20 protein-coding genes, 1 tRNA gene and 1 riboswitch are annotated in these 20,677 nt (G+C 65.7%); of the genes, 10 read left to right on the top strand and 11 right to left on the bottom strand.

What is annotated here, in order from left to right; all coding sequences use genetic code 11:
- Window positions 1–5: 5 nt before the first annotated feature.
- From pflA to ACWDPV_RS17120, 5 genes are all read left to right on the top strand, one after another.
- Window positions 6–800 (top strand): pyruvate formate-lyase-activating protein, encoded by a 795-nt coding sequence (gene pflA, locus ACWDPV_RS17100; protein ID WP_449744019.1) that lies wholly within the window; start codon window positions 6–8, stop codon window positions 798–800.
- 380 nt (window positions 801–1,180) lie between these two features.
- On the top strand, window positions 1,181–1,933 hold the full coding sequence (locus ACWDPV_RS17105) for a glutamine amidotransferase (RefSeq protein ID WP_348803985.1): 753 nt from the start codon (window positions 1,181–1,183) through the stop codon (window positions 1,931–1,933).
- A 69-nt stretch (window positions 1,934–2,002) separates the two neighbouring features.
- Window positions 2,003–2,524, top strand: coding sequence for a flavodoxin domain-containing protein (locus ACWDPV_RS17110; RefSeq protein ID WP_348803984.1), 522 nt, complete (start codon window positions 2,003–2,005; stop codon window positions 2,522–2,524).
- Window positions 2,525–2,692: 168 nt separating this feature from the next.
- Entirely contained in the window at window positions 2,693–4,021 is a 1,329-nt protein-coding gene (locus tag ACWDPV_RS17115) for an ammonium transporter (RefSeq protein WP_449743957.1), read from the top strand.
- Window position 4,022: 1 nt separating this feature from the next.
- Window positions 4,023–4,241 (top strand): hypothetical protein, encoded by a 219-nt coding sequence (locus ACWDPV_RS17120; protein WP_348803982.1) that lies wholly within the window; start codon window positions 4,023–4,025, stop codon window positions 4,239–4,241.
- A gap of 137 nt (window positions 4,242–4,378) precedes the next feature.
- On the opposite strand, the gene ACWDPV_RS17125 is transcribed toward ACWDPV_RS17120, so the two are convergent.
- Together ACWDPV_RS17125 and ACWDPV_RS17130 are read right to left on the bottom strand one after the other, a co-directional pair.
- Window positions 4,379–6,409, bottom strand: coding sequence for an amidase (locus ACWDPV_RS17125; RefSeq protein ID WP_449743958.1), 2,031 nt, complete (start codon window positions 6,407–6,409; stop codon window positions 4,379–4,381).
- On the bottom strand, window positions 6,406–7,443 hold the full coding sequence (locus ACWDPV_RS17130; protein WP_348803980.1) for an agmatine deiminase family protein: 1,038 nt from the start codon (window positions 7,441–7,443) through the stop codon (window positions 6,406–6,408). The genes ACWDPV_RS17125 and ACWDPV_RS17130 overlap by 4 nt, the downstream gene beginning before the upstream one ends.
- A gap of 145 nt (window positions 7,444–7,588) precedes the next feature.
- Between ACWDPV_RS17130 and ACWDPV_RS17135 the strand changes: the two genes are divergently transcribed.
- From ACWDPV_RS17135 to ACWDPV_RS17155, 5 genes are all read left to right on the top strand, one after another.
- On the top strand, window positions 7,589–8,251 hold the full coding sequence (locus ACWDPV_RS17135) for a TetR/AcrR family transcriptional regulator (protein WP_348803979.1): 663 nt from the start codon (window positions 7,589–7,591) through the stop codon (window positions 8,249–8,251).
- 100 nt (window positions 8,252–8,351) lie between these two features.
- A complete protein-coding gene (locus ACWDPV_RS17140; protein ID WP_449744020.1) occupies window positions 8,352–8,996 on the top strand; it encodes a phosphoribosyltransferase in 645 nt (214 codons plus the stop codon).
- Between the two features lie 395 nt (window positions 8,997–9,391).
- Window positions 9,392–9,547, top strand: coding sequence for a hypothetical protein (locus ACWDPV_RS17145; protein ID WP_449743959.1), 156 nt, complete (start codon window positions 9,392–9,394; stop codon window positions 9,545–9,547).
- A complete protein-coding gene (locus ACWDPV_RS17150) occupies window positions 9,548–10,957 on the top strand; it encodes an MFS transporter (RefSeq protein ID WP_449744021.1) in 1,410 nt (469 codons plus the stop codon).
- A gap of 371 nt (window positions 10,958–11,328) precedes the next feature.
- Window positions 11,329–11,745 (top strand): VOC family protein, encoded by a 417-nt coding sequence (locus ACWDPV_RS17155; protein ID WP_449743960.1) that lies wholly within the window; start codon window positions 11,329–11,331, stop codon window positions 11,743–11,745.
- A gap of 381 nt (window positions 11,746–12,126) precedes the next feature.
- Here the strand turns inward: ACWDPV_RS17155 and ACWDPV_RS17160 are convergent, their stop codons facing one another.
- The 9 genes from ACWDPV_RS17160 to ACWDPV_RS17200 all read right to left on the bottom strand — a co-directional run bounded on the left by ACWDPV_RS17160 (window position 12,127) and on the right by ACWDPV_RS17200 (window position 20,542).
- Complete coding sequence (locus ACWDPV_RS17160) at window positions 12,127–13,206, bottom strand: ABC transporter substrate-binding protein (protein ID WP_449743961.1); 1,080 nt, start codon at window positions 13,204–13,206, stop codon at window positions 12,127–12,129.
- A gap of 8 nt (window positions 13,207–13,214) precedes the next feature.
- Window positions 13,215–14,039, bottom strand: a complete 825-nt coding sequence (locus ACWDPV_RS17165; RefSeq protein WP_449743962.1) for an ABC transporter ATP-binding protein — start codon at window positions 14,037–14,039, stop codon at window positions 13,215–13,217.
- Window positions 14,036–15,022, bottom strand: coding sequence for a FecCD family ABC transporter permease (locus ACWDPV_RS17170; RefSeq protein ID WP_449744022.1), 987 nt, complete (start codon window positions 15,020–15,022; stop codon window positions 14,036–14,038). Before ACWDPV_RS17170 ends, ACWDPV_RS17165 begins: the two co-directional genes overlap by 4 nt.
- Before the next feature lie 196 nt (window positions 15,023–15,218).
- Window positions 15,219–15,382, bottom strand: a riboswitch (cobalamin riboswitch).
- Window positions 15,383–15,558: 176 nt separating this feature from the next.
- Window positions 15,559–15,966: a hypothetical protein gene (locus ACWDPV_RS17175; protein ID WP_449743963.1), complete on the bottom strand. Its 408-nt coding sequence runs from the start codon at window positions 15,964–15,966 to the stop codon at window positions 15,559–15,561.
- Window positions 15,967–16,101: 135 nt separating this feature from the next.
- Window positions 16,102–16,725, bottom strand: a complete 624-nt coding sequence (locus ACWDPV_RS17180) for a hypothetical protein (protein ID WP_449743964.1) — start codon at window positions 16,723–16,725, stop codon at window positions 16,102–16,104.
- A gap of 149 nt (window positions 16,726–16,874) precedes the next feature.
- A complete protein-coding gene (locus ACWDPV_RS17185) occupies window positions 16,875–17,516 on the bottom strand; it encodes a TetR/AcrR family transcriptional regulator (protein ID WP_348803971.1) in 642 nt (213 codons plus the stop codon).
- Window positions 17,517–18,323: 807 nt separating this feature from the next.
- Entirely contained in the window at window positions 18,324–19,700 is a 1,377-nt protein-coding gene (locus tag ACWDPV_RS17190; RefSeq protein WP_348803970.1) for an IS1380 family transposase, read from the bottom strand.
- Between the two features lie 132 nt (window positions 19,701–19,832).
- Window positions 19,833–20,156 carry a hypothetical protein gene (locus ACWDPV_RS17195; protein WP_348803969.1) on the bottom strand — a complete coding sequence of 108 codons (324 nt, stop codon included), beginning with the start codon at window positions 20,154–20,156 and terminating at the stop codon, window positions 19,833–19,835.
- Between the two features lie 302 nt (window positions 20,157–20,458).
- A tRNA-Leu gene (locus tag ACWDPV_RS17200) sits at window positions 20,459–20,542 on the bottom strand.
- Window positions 20,543–20,677 lie beyond the last annotated feature (135 nt).

Below are 20,677 nucleotides of genomic sequence, written 5' to 3' on the forward strand. Positions count from 1 at the left end.
TCGGCATGCCGACCGTACCGCCGATGGAGATCGCCGATCTGGAGGTGGCGGCCAGCGAACGTCTCGTCGATCATGGGTCCGGAGCCGTGCACTCGTGGGACCTGGTGACCGCCGCGGACGGCCCGGGTACCCGTATGACGCTGTTCCTGTCGGGGTGTGGGATGCGGTGCCAGTACTGCCAGAACCCCGACACCTGGCGGATGAGGGACGGCGTTCGCCACACCGTCGACGAGGTGATGGAGCGGGTGATGCGCTATCGCACCGTCATGGACGTGACCGGCGGCGGCCTGACGATCTCCGGCGGTGAACCGCTGCTCCAGGCCCGATTCGTGGTGAACATCTTCTCCCGCTGCCACGAGGCCGGAATCCACACCGCCCTCGACACCAACGGCATGCTCGGGTCGCGCCTGGGCGACGACGACCTCGACACCGTCGACCTGTACCTGCTTGACATCAAATCCGGTCTCCCGGACACGTATCGGCGCGTCACCGGTCGGGAACTGGCCCCCACACTGACGTTCGCCCGACGGCTCTCCGACCGAGGAAAGCGCATGTGGATCCGCTTCGTCCTGGTACCCGGACTGACCGATGCCGTCGAGAACGTCGAGGCCGTCGCCGACATCGTCGCCGGTCTCGATGGTGTGGAGCGCGTCGAGGTGCTGCCGTTTCATCAGCTGGGCCGCGAGAAGTGGGCCGCGACCGGTGAGCCCTACCTGCTGGCCGACACACCCGTCCCGGATGCCGATCTCATCGCCCGGGTGCAGGGCCAGTTCGCCGCGCGTGGACTCGTCGTTCTGTAGTAGTGGGATTCCCGCCGGTTGGGCCGGGCCACCTCCCGCCGCTGGTCGAGCCCGACGAAGCGAAGCTGAGGAGGTGTCGAGACCCGGTGCGGTGACGCTGCAACCCACCCACCTCGTCGCGGCGATCCACCGCCCGCAGGTCGGAACGCGCTACCACCCGCTGGTCGGAACGCGCGCCTGCTCCCGTTGGTCGAGCCCGACGAAGCGAAGCTGAGGAGGTGTCGAGACCCGGTGAGATGACGCTGCAACCCACGCACCGCCACGGCCGATCCGCAGACGGTCCGCACGGGCGGGATGCGCGGCCGCACAGGTAGAGTGGGAAGGTCCGCGTTGATCGGAGCGCGTCGGACGAGGTCATCGGAGCTCCGGCAGCGAGAGCCATGTCCACGACCGCGCCGTACCTTCTTCTGTCCATCCGCGCGGAACCCGACGCGGCGGCCGACGAGTACAGTTCGGTGCTCCGGCTCGGCGAACTCGCCCCGTCCGAGTTACACGGAATCAATCTGACACAACGCCCTTTGGGGACAATCGATCTCGACGAATGGTCGGGGATCATCCTGGGCGGCGGCCCATACAACGTCAGCGATACGGTGGGGGACAAGACCACCACCCAACGACGCGTCGAGAGTGAACTCGTCGACCTTCTCGGGCGCATCGTCGACTCCGACTTCCCCTTTCTCGGTTGTTGTTACGGCGTGGGCGCCTTGGGTTCGGTGATCGGCGCGACGATCGATCGCAGCCACGGTGAACCGGTGGGGGCGACAACGGTGAGCCTGACCGCGGCCGGCCACGATGATCCGCTGTTCGCCGGGCTGCCCGACACTTTCGACGCCTACGGCGGACACAAGGAGGCGGCCTCGGCATTGCCCGAGTTCGCCGTCCACCTCGCCACGTCACCGGCCTGCCCGGTGCAGGCATTCCGGGTGGGCGCGAATGTGTATGCCACACAGTTTCATCCGGAGCTCGACGCGGACAGCCTGGCGACCCGCATCGACGTCTACCGCGACTTCGGGTACTTCGATCCGGAGTCGGCCGAGTCCTTGAAGGCCTCGGCGCGTGAGCATGATGCCCGGCATCCGGCGATGATCCTGCGCCGTTTTGTGCATCGTTACCGTCGTATGACGTCCGGGTGAGCACGATCCACGGAGAGCCGGGGACGTTGGCCTCTTCTCCGTCGGGACGTCGTGCGCGATCATAGGGTGATGACGTCATCGGTACTCGTCGCGTACGCCAGCGCGGACGGGTCGACCGCCGAAGTGGCCGAACGTCTCGGTGAGCACCTGAGCGAGTCGGCCATGTCGGTGAGCGTCGCATCGGTCGCCGATCGCCCCGACACGTCGTCGTTCGATGTCGTGGTCGCGGGTAGCGCCATTCACAATGGTGACTTCTTACCGGAGTTCGCCGCCTTCGTCGATGAGAACGAGCAGGACCTGCGTCAACGACCGGTGTGGCTCTTCTCGCTGGGGATGGGACCGACGTTGCGCGGACCGATCGGCGCGATCTTCCGTACCAAGGTGCCACCGGCGATCGCAGCTCTGCGGGACCGGATCGACGCGGTCGAGTACCACCCGTTCGCGGGAAGTTTCGGCCGCCCACCCGAACGTCGGTTCCGAATGGTGATGTGGGCCATGGGTGCTCGTCCGGGGGATCACCGCGACTGGGATGACGTCGAGAAGTGGGCCGCCACGATCGCGGCACATCCGGTGTCGCCGACTCGGCGGTGACCCGAACTCCCTGGGCGACTCGTCGGATCAGAGGTTCGTCCGGTTTACGTCGTTTTTACTGTTCGGGAATCATCGCGAGACGAACACTGCCCTAAGGTCAGATCTGCGTACACCGTCGGTACGCCTTGAACACTGATGTGAAACCTTATCGTTCAGCGGAGGTCTGCCTTGCCACCGGAAGTCGATGATGCTTTGACGACGATGACGTCGGTCAACAATGAATTTTTCTACTGGGTCTCGATCGCGTTGATGATGTTCATCCACGCAGGATTTCTCGCCTATGAGGTCGGCGCGTCGCGCTCGAAGAACGTACTGGCCACCGCCATGAAGAACCTGCTGGCCTTCGCGACGATCGTCGCATCGTTCTTCTTCGTCGGTTGGTTCCTCTACAACGCCATGCCCAGCGGCTTCATCGAGTTCAACGATGCCGCCAAGGCCGCGTTGCCGTGGAGCGACAACATGGGCCCCAACGTGCAGGACTCGTCGAGCGGCATCTTCTGGGGAGCGTTCGCACTGTTCGCCGCCACCACCGGATCGATCATGTCCGGTGCCGTCCTCGAACGCATCCGCACCAGCGGTTTCCTGATCCTGACCGTCATGGTCGGTTCGGTCGTGTGGATCATCGGTGCTGCCTGGGGTTGGCACGGTGCGGGATGGATGCTCACCAAGATGGGTTTCCACGACGTGGGTGCCGCGGGATGCGTGCACACCATCGCCGGTTTCGCCGCGCTGGGTATCCTCATCAACCTCGGGCCACGCGTGGGCCGTTTCCGGGAGGACGGCACCGCCGTCACCATCCGGCCCCACAACCTACCGCTCACCATGGTCGGGTTGATGCTGATCTTCGCCGGCTTCTTCGGCTTCCTGATGGGCTGCGTGATCTACGGTCCCGGTGGCTACGCGACGATCTACGGCAGCCCGACCACGTTGTCCGCCTTCGCTTTCAACACGCTGATGGGATTGGCGGGCGGAATCATCGGCGCCTATATCGCCTCCCGCGGTGAACCGTTCTGGACCATCTCCGGTGGACTGGCCGGCGTGATCGGAGTGGCCTCGGGAATGGACCTCTATCACCCGGCACTGGCCTTCATCCTCGCGCTCGCTGCCGGAGCGCTGGTGCCCTACATCGGAAAGTTGCTGGAGCGCTTCAAGATCGACGACGTCGTCGGTGCTGTCGCCGTGCACGGTGGTATCGGTCTCTACTCGGTGGTCATGGCCGGCGTCTTCCTGGCCGGCTACCCGAACACGGATGGGAATCCGAGTATTTCGCTGTGGGGGCAGCTGGTCGGCGGTCTCGTGTTCGTGGCGATGGGATTCATTCCGGCATATCTGGTGTCTCTCGGACTCAAGAAGGTCGGTCTGCTGCGCATCCCGCCGGAGGTCGAGGAGCACGGACTGGACTTGGCAGAGGTCCCGGCAACGCCCTATCCGGAAGGCACACCGGTGACCGCGATGCGCACGGAGACAACGGTACTGGTGATCGAGGAGGCGAACTGACATGTTCAATCCGATTGATTCCTACGACGACGCCGATGTGGTGTACACCTTCGGTGGCAACTCGGTGGGCGTCTGGGTGGTGTTCATCCTCGCGGTGGTGCTGTTCGTCGCCTTCTTCGTCAAGATGATCCGGCACGAGAACCACGCCTACAAGTCGATGATCGAGCACACGCCGATTGAGAAAGGCCCGGCCGCCGAGGGAGAACCGCCGGTGTACTAAAGCGCTGTCAACGCAAGCGAGGGCGCTGTGAACGCAAGCGAGGGCGCTGTCAACGTAGCCGAGGGCGCTGTCAACTCCGATCGGGTTGACAGCGCCCTCAATGTCGTTGACAGCGCCCGGAATTACGTTGACAGCGCTCAGGCGATACCGCCGACGACGAGATACTCGGCGGTGGCGGTGCCGCCGGATGAGGTCGCGACCGCCATCACGATGGCTCCGTAGGGATCTCGCCACTGGGAATGGCGACGTTCTAGTTCGGCCGTCGGGATCTCGGTGGTCGCCGTGAAGGCGCGCGCGTCGCGGTGCGGTGCCACGGCCTCACCGTTGACGAATATCTGGAGCAATGCGGCGTCGGTGGTCCCGGACACCTCGATCGTGGTGACGTCGCCCGAAATACGTGCGTCCGCGTGCACCGACAGGGTCGGCGTCGGCCCGCCGGTGGAAGGGGCGGGCCGGTGGAGCCCCGGAAGTTCCGGCGTCGACGACGGTGGCACGCGTCGGCGCGACACCTGTTCGTAGGCCCAGGCGTATGCCAACAGGGCGTTGTCGCTGTACGCCCGACCCGCGAAGGTCAGGTTGACCGGCATGCCGATGTCGGCCATCGTCCCCATCGTGACGTTCACGGTCGGGACGCCGTAGTGCCGAATCATGGTGTTGCCGGTGGACACCCACACACCGTTGGCCATTGCCCGCTCGTGCGAGTCCGGATTGGTGTCCGCGTCTGCCGCGCCAACATCGAGCGCCGACGGAAACACCAGCGCGTCGAGACCGAGGTCGTCGAGCCACTCCTCGAGATCGATGCGGCGCGACTCCTCGAGACCGCGCACGCCGTCGGCGAGGCCGGGGATCTCCTCGAGTGGGGTGATGCCACGGGCCGCGCGGGCCGGGTACTCGCCGATGTCCAGGTTGTAGCGGGCGTAATAGCCGCCGAGTTCGTCGGGGATGGCGCCGTCGGGGAGAGGGAAGATCAGGTCCCCGTCCACCTCGGCCAGCCGATCGAGGGAGTCGTCGCCGGTGGCCTGCAGAAAGTCGTTCCACGACCAGGTGGTCAGATCCCACATCTCCGCGTCGAAGAAACCGTCCGGCAGAATGCCGCGGGCGTATCCGTCGCGGGCACTCGGCCGGTCGAGTTCGTAGTTGGTCAGAGCCGGGAAGTCGACCTCGATCACCGTTGCGCCGGCCGCCTCCAGATCGGCCCGCGCCCGCTCCCATAGCGCGATGACCGATGGCCGCGGCGTGATCGGCCAACCGGCCTCATCGTCATCGCCCAGCAGGATGCGTGGAACACCGAACTGCCTGCCCCGCAGGGACTCTGGATCGCGGAGGTCGAGATAGGAGGGTGGCCGCACCTCGGATGCGGCCGGCAACGTCACCCATGGTTGGGTGCGCCAGAAGTCGCCGCGGGTCTGCGGATCGTCGACCACCAGGACATCGAGGAGCGCCAGAAGGTCGTCCATGGTGCGGGTCTGGGGGACCACGACGTCCATGGTGGGTGTCAGTGGCCAGTTACCGCGCACCGAGATGACGCCACGTGACGGGGTATAGGCGACGAGCGCATTGTTCGACGCGGGTGACCGCCCACTCGACCACGTTTCCTCACCCAATCCGAATGCCGCCATGCTCGCCGCCGTCGACACCCCGGACCCGTTGGACGAACCGGACAGATACGCGGACGCGAGAAACCGTGGGTTATAGGGGCTTTCGGCGCGACCGTAGACACCCCGTTGCATGCCGCCGTTGGCCATCGGGGGCATGTTGGTCAATCCGATGCAGATCGCGCCGGCACGGCGCAGTTGCTCGACGGCAAAGGCATCCGATCCGGCGAGAAGATGCTCGAATGCGGGTGAGCCGGACGCGACGGGTAGCCCGGTCACCCGGTAGCTGTCCTTGGCGGTGTAGGGAATCCCGTCGAGGGGGCCGCGGGACTCGCCGCGCGCCCGGCGCTCATCGCTCGCGCGTGCCTCGGCGAACATCTCGGGGTTGAGGACGGGTACGGCGTTCAGGGTCGGTCCGTGCCGGTCATACCGTGCGATTCGATTGAGGTATCCGGCGACGAGTTCGACGCTGGTCACGGTACCGTCGGCCAGGGCCGCGCCCAGTTCGGCGACCGTCGCCTCGACCAGCGGTGGTGTCGAGATGTCGCCGGCGGTCGGGATGGCCGTGCTCATCGGGTGGTCCCGACGGCCGGTTGCTGCTGGGTGATGCAGTGGATGCCACCGCCCCTGGCGAGGATCTCGCGGGCGTCGATGGTGACGACGCGGCGACCGGGATACGCCGAGGCGAGGATCTCGACGGCATGCGCGTCGGCTGCCGGTTCGCCGTAGCCGCATGCGATCACGCCGTCGTTGACCACGAGGTGGTTGATGTAGCTGTAGTCGACGAAGCCGTCCGCGTCCCGAATGACCTCCGGTGCGGGCAGATCGACGATGGTCCACGGGCGTCCGGCGGCGTCGGTCGTGCCCGCCAGGAACTCACGCAGATCGAGCATCACCTGATGGTCGGGGTGCTCGGGGTTGTTCTGCTGGTGCAGGAGCAGCGTGCCGGGGGAGGCGATGGTGGCGACCATGTCGATGTGTCCGCGGGTACCGAACCGCTCGTAGTCGCGAGTCAGTCCCCGCGGCAGCCAGATGACCTTTCGCGCCCCGATGGTGCGCTCGAGTTCGGCCTCGATCGTTTCTTTTGTGGCATAAGGGTTTCGGTGCGGATCGAGCTGGACGGTCTCGGTGACGAGTACGGTGCCCTCACCGTCGACGTGAATGGCGCCGCCCTCCTGGACGAGCATCGAGCTGATCACCGGTACGTCTGCCGCCGCGGCGACGAGCCGACCGATCCGACGATCGTTGTCCCACTGGGCCCAGTCCTGCGCGCCCCAGCCGTTGAAGGTCCAGTCCACGGCGGCGAGCCGGCCGGTGACGTCGTCGGTGACGAACGTCGGGCCGATGTCGCGCATCCAGGCATCGTCGAGAGGTGCTTCGATGATCTCGACGGTGTTGCTGAGCATCGCGCGGGCGCGGGTCATCTCGGTCGGGTCGACGACCATGCTCACCGGCTCGAAATCGGCAACGGTGTTGGCAACGAGACTCCAAGCCGCATAGGCGGTCTCGGCCTCTGATGCGCTCTCGGTCAGGGTGGTGTTGGTTCTCGGGAACGCCATCCACACGCGCTCGTGCCGAGCAGTCTCGGCGGGCATGGTCCACGACATCGGTGAAGCCTCTCAGTATTGATCGAGTGGTCAATAACTACGAGGGTAGGTCGCAGGGAGGTGGGCGTCAAGGGGTCCGACGAAATTATTGGCCAGGAGGTCAATAGCTGTTGACTCGGCGACCAACAGCGTCGATGATCGCTGCATGGTTCAGGTATCACGTGGTGTGCGTCCCCGGGCCGCGCGCAAGTCGCCGGCCGAGCGAGCGGCCGAGATACGTTCTTCCGCAGGAGATCTGGCCCGGACATCGGGCCTGTCCGCGCTGACGTTGCGTTCGGTTGCCGCGCGCGTCGGTGTTGCACCGGCTCTGGTCGCGCATTACGAGCCGAACATGGACGAACTCGTGGCGTCCACCTTCACGGCGATCACCACCGCCGAGGTCGGCGAGATCGTGGAGATCATCGGGGAGGGCGCGACCGCCACCGAGAAACTGCGGCTGCTCATCGCAACGTTGCTGGAACCCTCGCGCGACGAGGTCACCGCGGTCTGGGCCGACGCCTTCAGTCTCGGGCGGATCAACGAGGCTTTGGCGGCGGCGGTGCGTGCGGTGATGGACTCCTGGCAGGCGCTGGTGGTGGGCATCATTGAGGAAGGAACCGCCGCCGGTGAATTCACCACCGACGAACCCGGCGATGTCGCCTGGCAGTTCCTGGGAATGATCGACGGCGTCAATGCGCACGCCCTCGTGCACTACGCCGGTGCACCCGACCGGGGCAGGCTGGTTCGTCGTGCCATGGAGCACGAACTCGGACTGGGGCGCGGCGCTCTGGGCGGCGACGAACCGACGCACCCCACCGACATCGTGTGACACGGCACGGATCTGCACCCGCCGGGTGGATAATCGTCGTGGCGGCCTTGGTTCGCGCAACGGTGGTACGTGGGGCGTCACGCACCTGAGGAGGTCGATGATGACCCGACGGCGATATCGGGATCGGGAGCAGGCCGGGCGTGCGCTCGCCGATCACTGTGGCTCACTTCGTGATCGATCGGTCGTGGTCCTGGCGCTACCGCGCGGCGGGGTTCCGGTGGCCGTGCCGGTGGCGAAGTATCTTCATGCTCCGCTGGATGTGTACATCGTGCGGAAGCTCGGGGTGCCCGGTCAGCCGGAACTGGCCGCGGGTGCGATCAGCAGTGATGGGGTGGTGGTCACCAACGACGACATCATCCGGGCCACCGGCACGTCGTCGGAGGATCTGCAGCGCGTCATCGATACCGAACGCGCCGAACTGCAACGGCGTGCCACCGCCTACCGCGGCAGCCGACCCGCCGTCGACGTCCGCGGGAGGACCGTGGTGGTGGTCGACGACGGCATCGCCACCGGAGCGACGGCGCGGGCGGCCGTCGGTGCGCTCCGAAGATCCGGCGCAGCGGATGTGGTGATCGCAGTGCCCGTGGCCCCGCCCGACGCGGTGGCCCGCCTCACCGAGGTGGCCGAGGTCATCTGCCCGCTGCTGCCGCGGGACTTCCACGGCGTCGGGGGTGCCTACGATCATTTCGAGCAGCTCTCCGACCAACAGGTGCGGACGTCCTTGGCTCAGGCCGCGCAGGCCTGAGCGACCGCCCGAGGATCCCGGTGACGACCGCGCGCGGCTCGTTTCGAAAGTGATCAGATCAGATTCGGACATGACGGTTGTCCTCGTCTTCGCGCGGGTATCGGTCGGATGTGACGGGGCTACCGTACGTGCGCAGACGGCCACAATCGACGATTGTCGGGAATGGTCATCGAATCGTAAAAAATGAAGGTAGAGAGTCGCTTTTGCGAACAAGAAGGAACGGCGCCGATGGCTCGACGAGGAGTGAGAGAACCGCGGATCTCCGGGGCACTGTGGCAGACGGGCATGGCCGGGTAGGCTAAGTGGAGTCCGCACCTCCGGTAGCCGCGGCGGATGGCCGGCAATCGACGGAATCCGACGTGGCACCGAGCCACCTCGACGCAAGCGAGTCGTGAATGTCCTCCTCCGCATCGCCGCAGAACTCAGCACCTGAGAACTCGCCACACCAGAACTCGGTGCCCCCTGCCGAACCCGACCCACGGCGCTGGAAAGCGTTGGTGTTCATCTGCATCGCGCAGTTGATGGTCGTGCTCGACGGCACCGTCGTCTAGATCGCCCTGCCCGATGCCAAGGTCGATCTCGGTATCACCACGGCCAACCAGCAGTGGGTGATCACCGCCTACGCCCTGGCATTCGGTGGTTTGTTGCTCTTCGGTGGCCGCATCGCCGATCTGTGGGGGCGTCGTCGGGCGTTGATGGTCGGCCTGGTCGGATTCGCCGCCGCCTCAGCACTCGGTGGTGCCGCGGTGAACGAGGCCATGCTGTTCGGTGCGCGGGCGTTGCAGGGTGCGTTCGGTGCGCTGCTGGCCCCCGCTGCACTGTCGTTGTTGACGGTGACGTTCACGTCGCCGAAGGAGCGCGCGCGAGCGTTCGGCATCTTCGGCGCCATCGCCGGTGGCGGCGCCGCGATCGGGCTGTTGCTCGGTGGGCTGCTGACCCAGGTCCTCGATTGGCGCTGGACCATGTACATCAACGTGGTGTTCGCCGCAATTGCGCTGTTCGGTGCCATCGTCGAAATCAAGGAACCGGCCCGTGCCCACGACCACGCCCCGGGTCTCGACATCCTCGGAGTGATCCTCGGCGGCAGCGGCCTGGCCCTCGTCGTCTACGGATTCAGCCGAGCGGCCGAAGAGGGTTGGGGTGACACCGGCACGGTCACCTGCCTGGTCGCGGCAGTCGTCCTGCTGGTGGCCTTTGTGGCCTGGCAGGCCCGCAGCCCGCACCCGCTCCTGCCGCTGCGGGTCGTCGCCGACCGCGCCCGCGGTGGCGCCTACCTCAGCGTCGCACTGGCGACGACCGCGATGTTCGGCTCCTTCCTGTTCCTCACGCTCTATATGCAAGTGGTGCACCACTATTCACCGCTGAGTGCGGGCGTGGCCTTCCTGCCGATGGTATTCGGGATGCTGCTGGGCTCCACCCAGATCGCGGCCCGGCTGATCACCCGGGTACCCCCGCGATTCCTCATCGTCCCCGGTGCACTCCTCGCCTCCTGCGGCATGCTGCTGCTCAGTCAGATCTCGGCCGAGTCGACGCGCTACTGGACCGTGGTGTTCCCGGCGTTGTTGGTCCTCGGCATGGGGATGGGCACGGTCTTCATGACGTCGATCAACCTCGCCACCTACGGCGTCGAACCGCGTGACGCGGGCGTGGCTTCGGCGATGGTCAACACCTCGCAGCAGGTCGGCGGTGCCATCGGTACCGCACTGTTGAACACCATCGCCGCCACCGCCGCCGCCTCGTACGTGACCGGCCACCTGTCGTCGATTCACGGTCCCGCAGACATGGCGACCGTGCAAGCACAGGCAATGGTCCACGGGCAGAGTACGGGCTTCTACGTGGCCGCGGCGATCCTGGCCTCCGTCGCGGTGGTCGCGGGTGTGCTCATCAACGTGCGGTGGCCGATCGGAGAAGCGCACGGGCCTGCGACCGAGGTCGCCCTCGACGGCGCCGCGGGTATGTAGTGCACCGTGAGTGGCGTCAGCCGGGGTCCCGGACGACGAGAGGTGACGAGGCGCCCCGGGGCGGTGCGACTGCGCTTCTGCGACGCGGCGTGATCGACCCGGGTCGGCGTCGAATGTCCGGCCCGCCCAGGTGACTTGCGGTTGGGCTCTGCCCCGAACCGGTCATCACTGACATTCAGCAACGGCTCCGAGACGGCGTGTCTTCTCGCGAAAGATCCGGCGCACCATCGCGAAGCCGGCACCCCAGCTGGATCGACAGCATGACAAAGAGCAGCCCGGGCCGACGGTGACGGTGAGCGAGCTGACAGATCGCCTTAGCCGGCTCGGGAGGGGATTTGTGCGCCGGCGGTGTCGGCCGGGATAGTTGTCGAATGCGATTCTCCGTCCACCATGTGGCGATCAGTGTGGCGTCGATCGAGAGGTCGACTCGGTTCTACGCACAGTTCGGCTTCCGGGAGGTGCTGCGGTACGACGCTCCCGACGCATCCATGTCGGTCTCCCACCTGCGCCTCGACGGGGTGATTCTCGAGTTGTTCACCTTCGCCGCATCGCAACCGCTGCCGCAAGCGGCCCGCGAACTGATCACCGATCTCCCCAAGATCGGAGTGAAGCACTTTGGTCTGCAAGTGGATTCCGTCGACGAATGCCTACGCGACTTCACCGAGCGCGGTCTGTGTCCGGCCTCGACCACCATCACCGAGGGGCGCACCGGCGTGCGGTACTTCTTCATCACCGACCCAGACGGGATACTCGTGGAGTTCCTTCAAGACGACCGCGTCCTCGACTGAACTGTTGCCGCACTGGGTGATCGATGGTCCGGCGGGTGATTGACGATCGCCAGGGCGCACGCTGGATTTGTAGGAACGGAATTCGTCCTCACATCGCGGCGAAGGTGACGAACTCCGAGGTACAGACCGGAGTGAAGCCGGCTGGATGGGAGGGCGGGTGACGGTACCGGGGGCGTCGGGGTCGGTGGTGGTCATGATGGCGTCCTCTCGGCTTGGCGATCCCGTTACGACACCCGGTGCCCCAACACCACCCGCAGGGGTATTCGCCGAGGTGGCCCCGAGTGATCGGTAGGCCGAGCCGGCAACGATCACATCGGATTCGGTTGCCGAAGCCCGCGTACCGAAAGGTCCCGGTGGCGACGTAGTCGGAGAACGAATGACTCAGTAGGTCAGCCAGTCGTTGCCGCCGAGTCCGAGTCGCCTGACGTCCAGTGTCGGCGTGATCCGGGACTGCGGAGCGAGGTCGTGGGCCTCGAAGACCTTACGCAGGATTTCCGCGGAATCGATGTTCAGGGGACTCGACACCCACATGGCGTAGGGGAGATTGATGAAGCGGTTTTCCTTGACGGCGCGGAGGTTTCGGCTTGCCGGGTTGCTGCGCAGCGCCGCGATCTTCTCCTCGACGGACTGTCCGGGATAATCGACGAACGCGATCACATCGGGGTCGGCGGTCGCCACACGCTCCCAGCTGACGGTGGTCCAGGTGTCCTGCACATCCTCGGTGGCGTTGCGCGCACCGGCGGCGTCGATGATTCCCTGAGGGCCACCGAAGGACCCGGACGAGAAGACCGTGTCGGTGCCGCTGTCGAACAGGAAGACGGTGGGCTTGTCAGTGGGCTGCGGGGCCGCGCGAAGCGCCTGAAGGCGGGTCTGGACATCGTCGGCAGCCTGTGCGCCGACATCGGCGTTGGCGGTGATGGTCCCGATGTTGCGGAGGTCGGTATCGAGTGCGACCCAGGGATCCATTGTGCCGCGTGCACTCTCGCCGTTGACCTGACGGCATGCCTCGGACAGTTGATAGACATCGATGCCGTGCTGGGCGAGGATCTCGGGCGTGATGCCACGGGATTCACTCATGCCGTAGTTGTATCCGGCGTAGAGCACCTGCGGCCTCGCTCCGACGATGTTCTCCAATGTCGGTTGCTCGGGCGCCACCTGCTTGAGTTCGTCGACCTGAGCGCCGTACTCGAGTCGCAGCACGTCGGCGTCGCGTGCCATCGAACTCACTGCCACGATCTGGTCCGCAGCGCCCGCGGCCAGGGAGATGGCGATCATGCCACCGTCATTGACGAAGAGGCGCTCGAGTGGCTGGTCGTAGGTGACATCCTCACCACAATTGGTGACGGTGACTGTGTCAGCAGATGCGCCGGTCTCGGTGTCGGAGCCACACGCGGTGAGCCCCAATACCAGTGCGGTGACGGCGAGGCCTACGGCGGGAATATGGCGCTGGGCGGTAATCATCTGAGTTGTCATCCTTGATCGGTGTCGTCGGCGGATTCTGCATCGGTGAGCAGCAGGTGGGGTTTTCCGGTTCGGGGGTGGTGCACGACGTCGCCGTGCACTGAGAAGACGGTGCGCAGCAGTTCGGAGTCGAGGACCTCTGTCGGTGTGCCGACGGCGACGATGCCGCCGTCGGCGATGACGGCGACCTGATCGAAATGCCGCAGCACCAGGTCGAGGTCGTGCATGGCGGCGACGATGGTGGCGTCGAGTTCGTCGAGAATGCGCATCAGACGAAGTCGCCACGCGGCGTCGAGGTGGTTGGTCGGTTCGTCGAGGACAAGAATCGGCGTGTCCTGCGCGAGCGCTCGGGCGAGCACCACACGATGACGTTCGCCGCCGGATAGCTGTGTGCACGATCGTTGTTCAGCGCCTGCGAGCCCAACCGTTTGCAGTGCGCGAGTGATGATCTCACGCTCGGCGTCTCCGGCGGGGGCCCACGGGCTGCGGTGCGGCGTCCGTCCCAGTCCCACGGCTTCGGTCAGTGTGAGTTCGGCCGAGGGCTGCTCCTCCTGGCCGACGACGGCGACCATACGCGCTCGCTGCCGTGGACGCATCGCGTGCAGGTCGTCGGCACCGAGACGGACGGTCCCGGCCGCCGGTGCCTCGAGTCCGGCGAGTACCCGCAGCAGGGTGGTCTTGCCGGCGCCGTTCGGACCGATGAGGGCCAGGCGCGTCGCCGCCGGAACCGACACATGGACGCCAGAGACGATGACTCGGCCGCCGCGTCGGCATTCGACACCGCACGCGGTCAGCGACACCTCAGGGGCTGCGATGGCCGCCGGGACGCTCATCCGCCACTACCGAAGGAGTACCGACGACGACCCATGAGGTAGAGGAATACCGGGGCACCGATGAGTCCGGTGACGATGCCCAACGGCATCTCCCGCGGTGCGGCCGCCACCCGGGAGATGACGTCCACCCACACCAGGAACAGCGCTCCGCCGCACACGGCGACCGGCAGCATCGCGCGATGCGTGGCCCCCACCAGCATGCGGGCCGCGTGGGGAATGATCAGGCCCACGAACCCGATTCCACCCGACACGGCCACGAGTACGCCGACCAGCACGCCCTGGACCACGAACAAGCCGGTGCGCAGCGCGGCGACGGGTACGCCCAGAGAGGAAGCGGTGTCATTGCCCGTCGCGTAGGCATCAAGCCAGGAATGGATCAGGAGCATGCCGAGCAATGTGGTCAGCACGACCACTCCGGCCAGCGGGACCTTTGCCCAGGTCGCCCCGGCGACACTGCCCAGCATCCAGAACATCACCCCCTCTGCGGCCTGCGGGTCGCCGGCGGAGAAGACCATCAGCGACGACAACGACATGAACGCCGACGACAACACGACTCCGGACAGGATCAGCCGGATCGGAGTCAGCCCGCCCTGGGCCAACGCAACGGAGTACACGGTCACGGTGGCGACCAGCGCTCCGATGAGTGCGCCGCCGGTCAGCGCCCAGATCCCCAGTCCGGCAAGGGCTCCCATCGTCAGTACCGCGGTTGCGCCGACGGCGGCTCCGGCGGAGACACCCAGCAGGTACGGCTCCGCGAGCGGATTGCGCACCAGCACCTGCATCACGGCGCCGGCCAGGGCGAGTCCGGCCCCGACGATCGCGGCCAGGATCGAGCGGGGCAGACGCAGATCCCACACGATCACCGAGTAGGCGGCGTCGACCTCGTTGCCGGTGAACCTGCCGATGACGGTCTGCCACACCTCGGAGATCGGGATGTGTTCGGCCCCGAATGCCACCGACGTCACGAGGCTGAGGCAGGTCAGTGCTGCGAGGACTCCGGTGAGCGCGAGCGGCGGTAGGCGCCGGGCGGCTGGGCCAACCGGAGTGCGGGCGGTGAAGCGGGTCCTGATCCTCGGCGCCGTCACGAGTGAAAATCGTTCCGGCAGCGATGGTGTGAGATGCCGGGAAGGTACACGTCTACCTCGGTGTGTCGGGGTACCTGTGCGCGAGGTACGCGATGGACTCATCGGTGGAACGGCAGGTATCGGACTCGGGAACACCCTCGCGGTCACTCGTGTGATGCCGTGAGGTGAAACCCACACCGTTGCGCGCCAGTCCCGGAGTCGCACCGGGTTCCCTGGCATCCAGCTCTCGGGATGCGAACCGTTCTCGCTGACAGAGCGTAGCAAGTCGGTTTTGTCTCATTGTTCGGGTGGGTTGCTGAGGGCGACGCTGACGTGGCGACCGATGCCGGGGTGAGGTTGCCAGGGTGGGGTGGAACCGGAGTGGACATCAGCACGATGTTCACCGAGCAGGCACTGTCACGCGCCGTCGAGCTCGGCGTCGTCGATCTGCACTGTCACGCTGTGCGTGTCACGTCCGAGAGCGCGCGGCGCGGGGATGGCTCGGCCGCGCGCTCCGGGTATCCGATCCGGAGCGACACCAGACCTTCGTCCTGGGGAATGCCGATCACGTGGCTCCATTGCGGGCCGTATTCGTCCGGCTGTCGCAAGGCCGCGTCACGGGCGATGCGTTCGGTGATCTGGTTCATGTGCTGCATCGCGATTCCCTGTGCGGTCGCGGCGAGATGGATGTGTTGGATCAATCGGCCGCCGGCCAGGCGTGATTGTGGGTTGGCAACGTCGGGAACGCGAATGATGCCGTAAGCGGTGGCGGTGGCGGTGTGTACGTCGCGAGTGCTCTTGAGCCAGAACGCATCCCCGCTGCTCCGTGATTGTGCGGGAAGGACCTTGGCCGCAGCCAGCATGGCGGGAGCCATCCCCTGGCCGTCAAGAGTCAGTCCGTCACGGTGGCGGTCGATGTCGCTGCGGTCGTTGCGAAACCACGCGAACGACTCTTCGGACATCGGAGTGTCGTCGATGATCGACTGCGTCGCGCGGACCTACATTTCGCCGAGGGCACGTCTGCGGTCGGTGTCGGTGATCCATACGACATCGGGCGTCGGTTCACCGAGTCCCGGGGAGTCCGAGGTCAGTGTGGACAGCGCGGTCTCCGACACCGATCGGGAGGCGTACGGGCCGCGATTCGAATGGCGCAGACCGATTGCTTCGGCAAGCGCCCTGTCCTGCGTGCTGGGCACGACCCCCGGCTGCAGTGCGAGATGGGCGATGTGGCCGGCGTTGGCGTCGGGGAGTGGGGTGACCTCGGCGACGAGTCCGCGGGCACGTGCCGCGATTGCCATGTTCTCGATCGCGCAACCGAATCCGACCATACGTTCGCGGCCGTCGGAATCCATGATCGGCATCGCGCGAGTGGGATCGGCGTACAGGTCGATGCTGTCGGTGCCGACGACAAACGTCCACGGCTGGATGTTGTGGGGATTGGCGGCGAGGACTCCGGCGGCGACGATTCCGCCGACCCCTCGCTCGGATTGCCACTGCGTCCACAGGTCATACGGTGTGCCCTCGCCGGAGTCGAAGACACCGTTGGTCGCCGCGCGGATACCCACCGCCCCGCTGCCCACCACGACGAGGGCAAGTGCCCCCAGCCCGACGCCTTTCAGCACTGATCGACGGTTCAGGTGCGTTGTGGGCGGTGTTGACGCCTCTGGTTCGCCATCTTCGCCATCTTCGCCGGAACGCGAATCCGGGGGATCCTCGGGGGTAGATTCAGCACCGACCGATTCGGTGTCGTCTGCGTGTGATTCGTTGTCGCTCATGTCCATTCTCCTTGAGGTGGCAGTCCGAGTGCGAGACGACCGCGCTCGGTGAGTAGGGGTTCGATGATGGCAGTGTGCGCGCGGTGCGGATCGAAGAGATCTCGGCCGACGGCGTCGGCGAAGGGAACTGCAGTCTCCGCGACGAGCCACAACTGTGTGATGACGTCGCGAACAGAGGATGGTGGATCGGGCCGACGTATCAGCCCGTCGCCGATCACCGATTCCCCGATCGCTTCGAACAGGGCCAGTCGTCGCTCGAAGTTCGCGCGGTACATGGACCGCAACGTGGGGTCGGCGTGGAGCAGCGTGAACAGTTCGCGCGAGAAGAAGACGAATTCGGTGGTGACCGTGGCCTGCCGTCGCCCGGCCCACCAGAGGGTCTGCAGGATCTCGTCCGCCGTGCGGTTCTGATCGATGGGAGGCTCGGATCGCACGCTCCACTGCTCGTAGAGTGCCCGGACGATGTCTGCCTTGTCGGGGAACCAGTAGTAGAGGTTGCCTGGGCTGATGCCCGCCTCCCGGGCAATCCGTGCGGTGCTGACCGCTGCGGTGCCATCGGCGTCGAACAACCGTCGTGCGGTGTCCAGTATCTGCTCACGACGCGCTGCCACCCGTTGTGGTGTCCGACGAACTCTCATATTTGAATTATCACTCTAATAGAGAGATTGATCTAGTAGATCTCGGTGTGATCTATGGTCCACTTCCTCGGCGCGTGGGGTGGGGCATGAGCTGAGCCCGGTGGCAGGTCCGCTCACACAGAATGTGCAGAGCGCACTCGTGGCGGATCTCAGTCGGGATCTTCCTGGTGTCGCTGCGGAGTCGCCGACGGAGGGGCCGCGACTTGCCGGGTCACCATGTCGCCGGGTCACCATGTCGCCGGGTCACCATGTCGTGGACGAGCGCCGTCACGTAGTCGACCAGTTGTTGATGGGTGACGTCCTCGAGCCGCCCGTCGCTCCAGTCGACGAACAGTGTCGACAGTGCGCCGGTGAGTGCGCTGATGACGGACTCGCGTACCGCCGAGTGCCCGATCGAAGATCGCCATCAGCAGTTCGGTGCGGTCGGCGAAGCTCTCGTGGAAGTAGCGGGGGCTCAATCCGGCGTTGCGGGTGACCGCGCATCGTGACCGCGCGGCCCCCTCGGTGCCCATGAGGTCGAGCCCGGCGTCGACCCCCGATCACCGGATGGTGTGTGCGCGAGGGTCTACGCGTCGGCGGGATACCCGGAACCAATCAGTACACGGTGCCCGCCAAGCAGATCACGGTCGGTCCGGTGCTCAACTTCGGCTCCCTAAGCCTCGATCCACCGATCAGCTTTCTGGCGTGCCGTGAAAGGTGTTGAGCGCGTTCGGCCCGGCAGTGGGCGTGTGAGAGTCGCCGATCTCTGATGTCGGCGTGTTTCACTGGGTTTCGTGTCGGGGCCGCTGTCTGGCCGCTGGTTAGGGGTCAGGCTGGGTGTTGTGGTCCGATCGTGTTGCTGAACAGCAGGTTCCACTCGTGTTCCCATGGCCAGCGAGCGGGTAGGTGCATGGTGATGCGTCGGGCTGAGGACGCGATACGGGCCGGTATGCAGATCAGGGTGCGGCGGATCGTGGGGGTGGTGGCTTTGACCAGGCGTTTCCCGCCGAGACTGGCGGCGGCTCGGGTGAGGTTGAATGCGATGACCGCGCACACCAGCCAGGCGGCGTTCGCGCAGAACTTCCCCGACGGCAGATGCGCCAACGCGGACGCCTTGAGGTCGGCGTGGACCTGCTCGATGATCGCGTGACCGCGATGCGTCTTGTCGGCGGTGACGGTGTCGAGAGTGCTGGTGGTGAAGAACGCATGGAACCGCCACACCTCGAACAACCCGTCCCCGTCGGGCTGGAAGTCGGGAATGCGGCGCACCACCAGCCGCCCGGGAATCTGCAGGCGCTTGGCTTTGGAGGTGAACGCGGTGAACTCGATCTCGGCGACCTCGGCGCGCGACACCCACGTGCCGGTGTCCTCGTCGAAGACGGCATCGGTGTACTCGATCGCCGTCCAGGCATCGTCGGCGATCTCGCTGATCGCCGCCCGCACGTGCGAGTCCTGACGGACGGTGACCGACACCTGGCGCCGGCACGGATCGCGGTGGAAGATGGCACGGTGACCGTAGAACGCCGAGTCCGCGCGCAGCAGCACCTGGCCGGCAGCCTGTTTCGAGCGCAGACGTTTGAGCGTCGCCAGCGTGTCGGCGATCAATCGATGTGCGCCGCGTGCGGAGTTGCACGCCCCTTTGCGCAGACGCTGCGCGGCGATCACCGGTGCACCCTGCGCGGTGGTGAGGGTGGTGATCGCCGAGTTCAACCCGCGCACGCGGGTGTAGCCGAACCCGGCGCCCTGTTTGGCCGGGCCATGCACTTCGATGATCGAGTCGTCGATGTCGACCATCACCGGCCCGTCGATCCCGGCCAGCACCGGTGTCCGGGCATGCAACCCGGACAACAGGCGAGCGGCGATCGCATCGAGCTGGCGGACATGCCCGAAGGAGAACTCGCGCAGAAACGACCCCAACGTCGACGGGGCATACGGGTGATCGAACACCCGGCCCATCGCCCCGTGCCGCAACATGGTCATGTCATCGATGCTGTCAGCACCGGCGACCATCCCCGCGACCAGCGAGAACACCTTCCGATCAGGGTTGGCGCCTTTGTCGGTCGGCACCGTCAGATGCTCGCGGGCCAACCCTGACAGGCCCGCGCGTTCGGCCAGCGACATCACCGGAACCAACCCTGCCGCTGCGAGGAGATTCGGGTCATCACATGCTGCAGACCTGACCGGATGACTGTGAGACAATCGCATCTACGAGATGCCCTTCTGAGCGCGTGCATGGAACCCTAGACAAGTCCCATCCTCTCACTCAGACAGGGCATTTCGTCTCTCCCGCACCGCCCGCTTCCACACAAATCGGTGGATCGAGGCCAAGAGCACGGCTTAGCTTATCGGGTCATCGTCGGGTTCGGGTTGCATGCTGGCCAGGATCGGCAGGAACCAGGCGATGAGGGGACCGGGCACGCTGTCGAGAGCTTGCACAGCTGACTGGTAGCCCGTGCGGAACCGTCCTGTTCGGCTCTCAGTGGGGACGGGTGCTATCTCGGCGTGCTCACGGGCGTAAGAGTCAGCGCGATCCTTAGCCGCATAGGCAAGGTCACGGCACATGTCGAACAGGGCGGTTCCTCGGGTGTCCTGCATGCGCTGCCATGCCCGGTCTGCGGTTGCGTCCAGCCGTTGTTGGGTGGCGGTGATGGCGTCGTTCATGGGGCACCCCGGCGTAGAGGCCGAAGTGGATGCACACGGTCCACGCCAGGATCGGCAGGGCGTAGAAGCTGATGACCGTGAGGACGGTCAGGGCACCGCCGGCTAGCGCGCGACGGCTGAGGTGGGTGCGATTTGGCACCTTTGATGGGCTGGACATGAGGCTTGTTCCTTCCGGCTTGACCGATTGCCGAAGAGGTCACAAAAGCCCCGGTGAGGACACCCAACTGTTGACGGTCTGCTACACAACACGGGCCGTGTAGCAAGTCCAGAAACAACAAAACCCCTGCTGAACAGGGGTTCCATGGTGCCCTCGGTGAGACTCGAACTCACACTGGACGGGTTTTGAATCCGTGCAAACACGTTTTCCCAGGTCGCGGTATGTGGGCGATTCTAGCGTGTTGGTGACTGTATGTCGGTGAATTGGCCAGGGGCACAACGTAATGACTCGACCAACCGTCACGAACAATCAACAACAACTATCGGCCGGTATCTCGAACGCTGCGAGCAGTCTGCGAGCAGCA

The organism is Gordonia sp. NPDC003504, assembly GCF_053587995.1.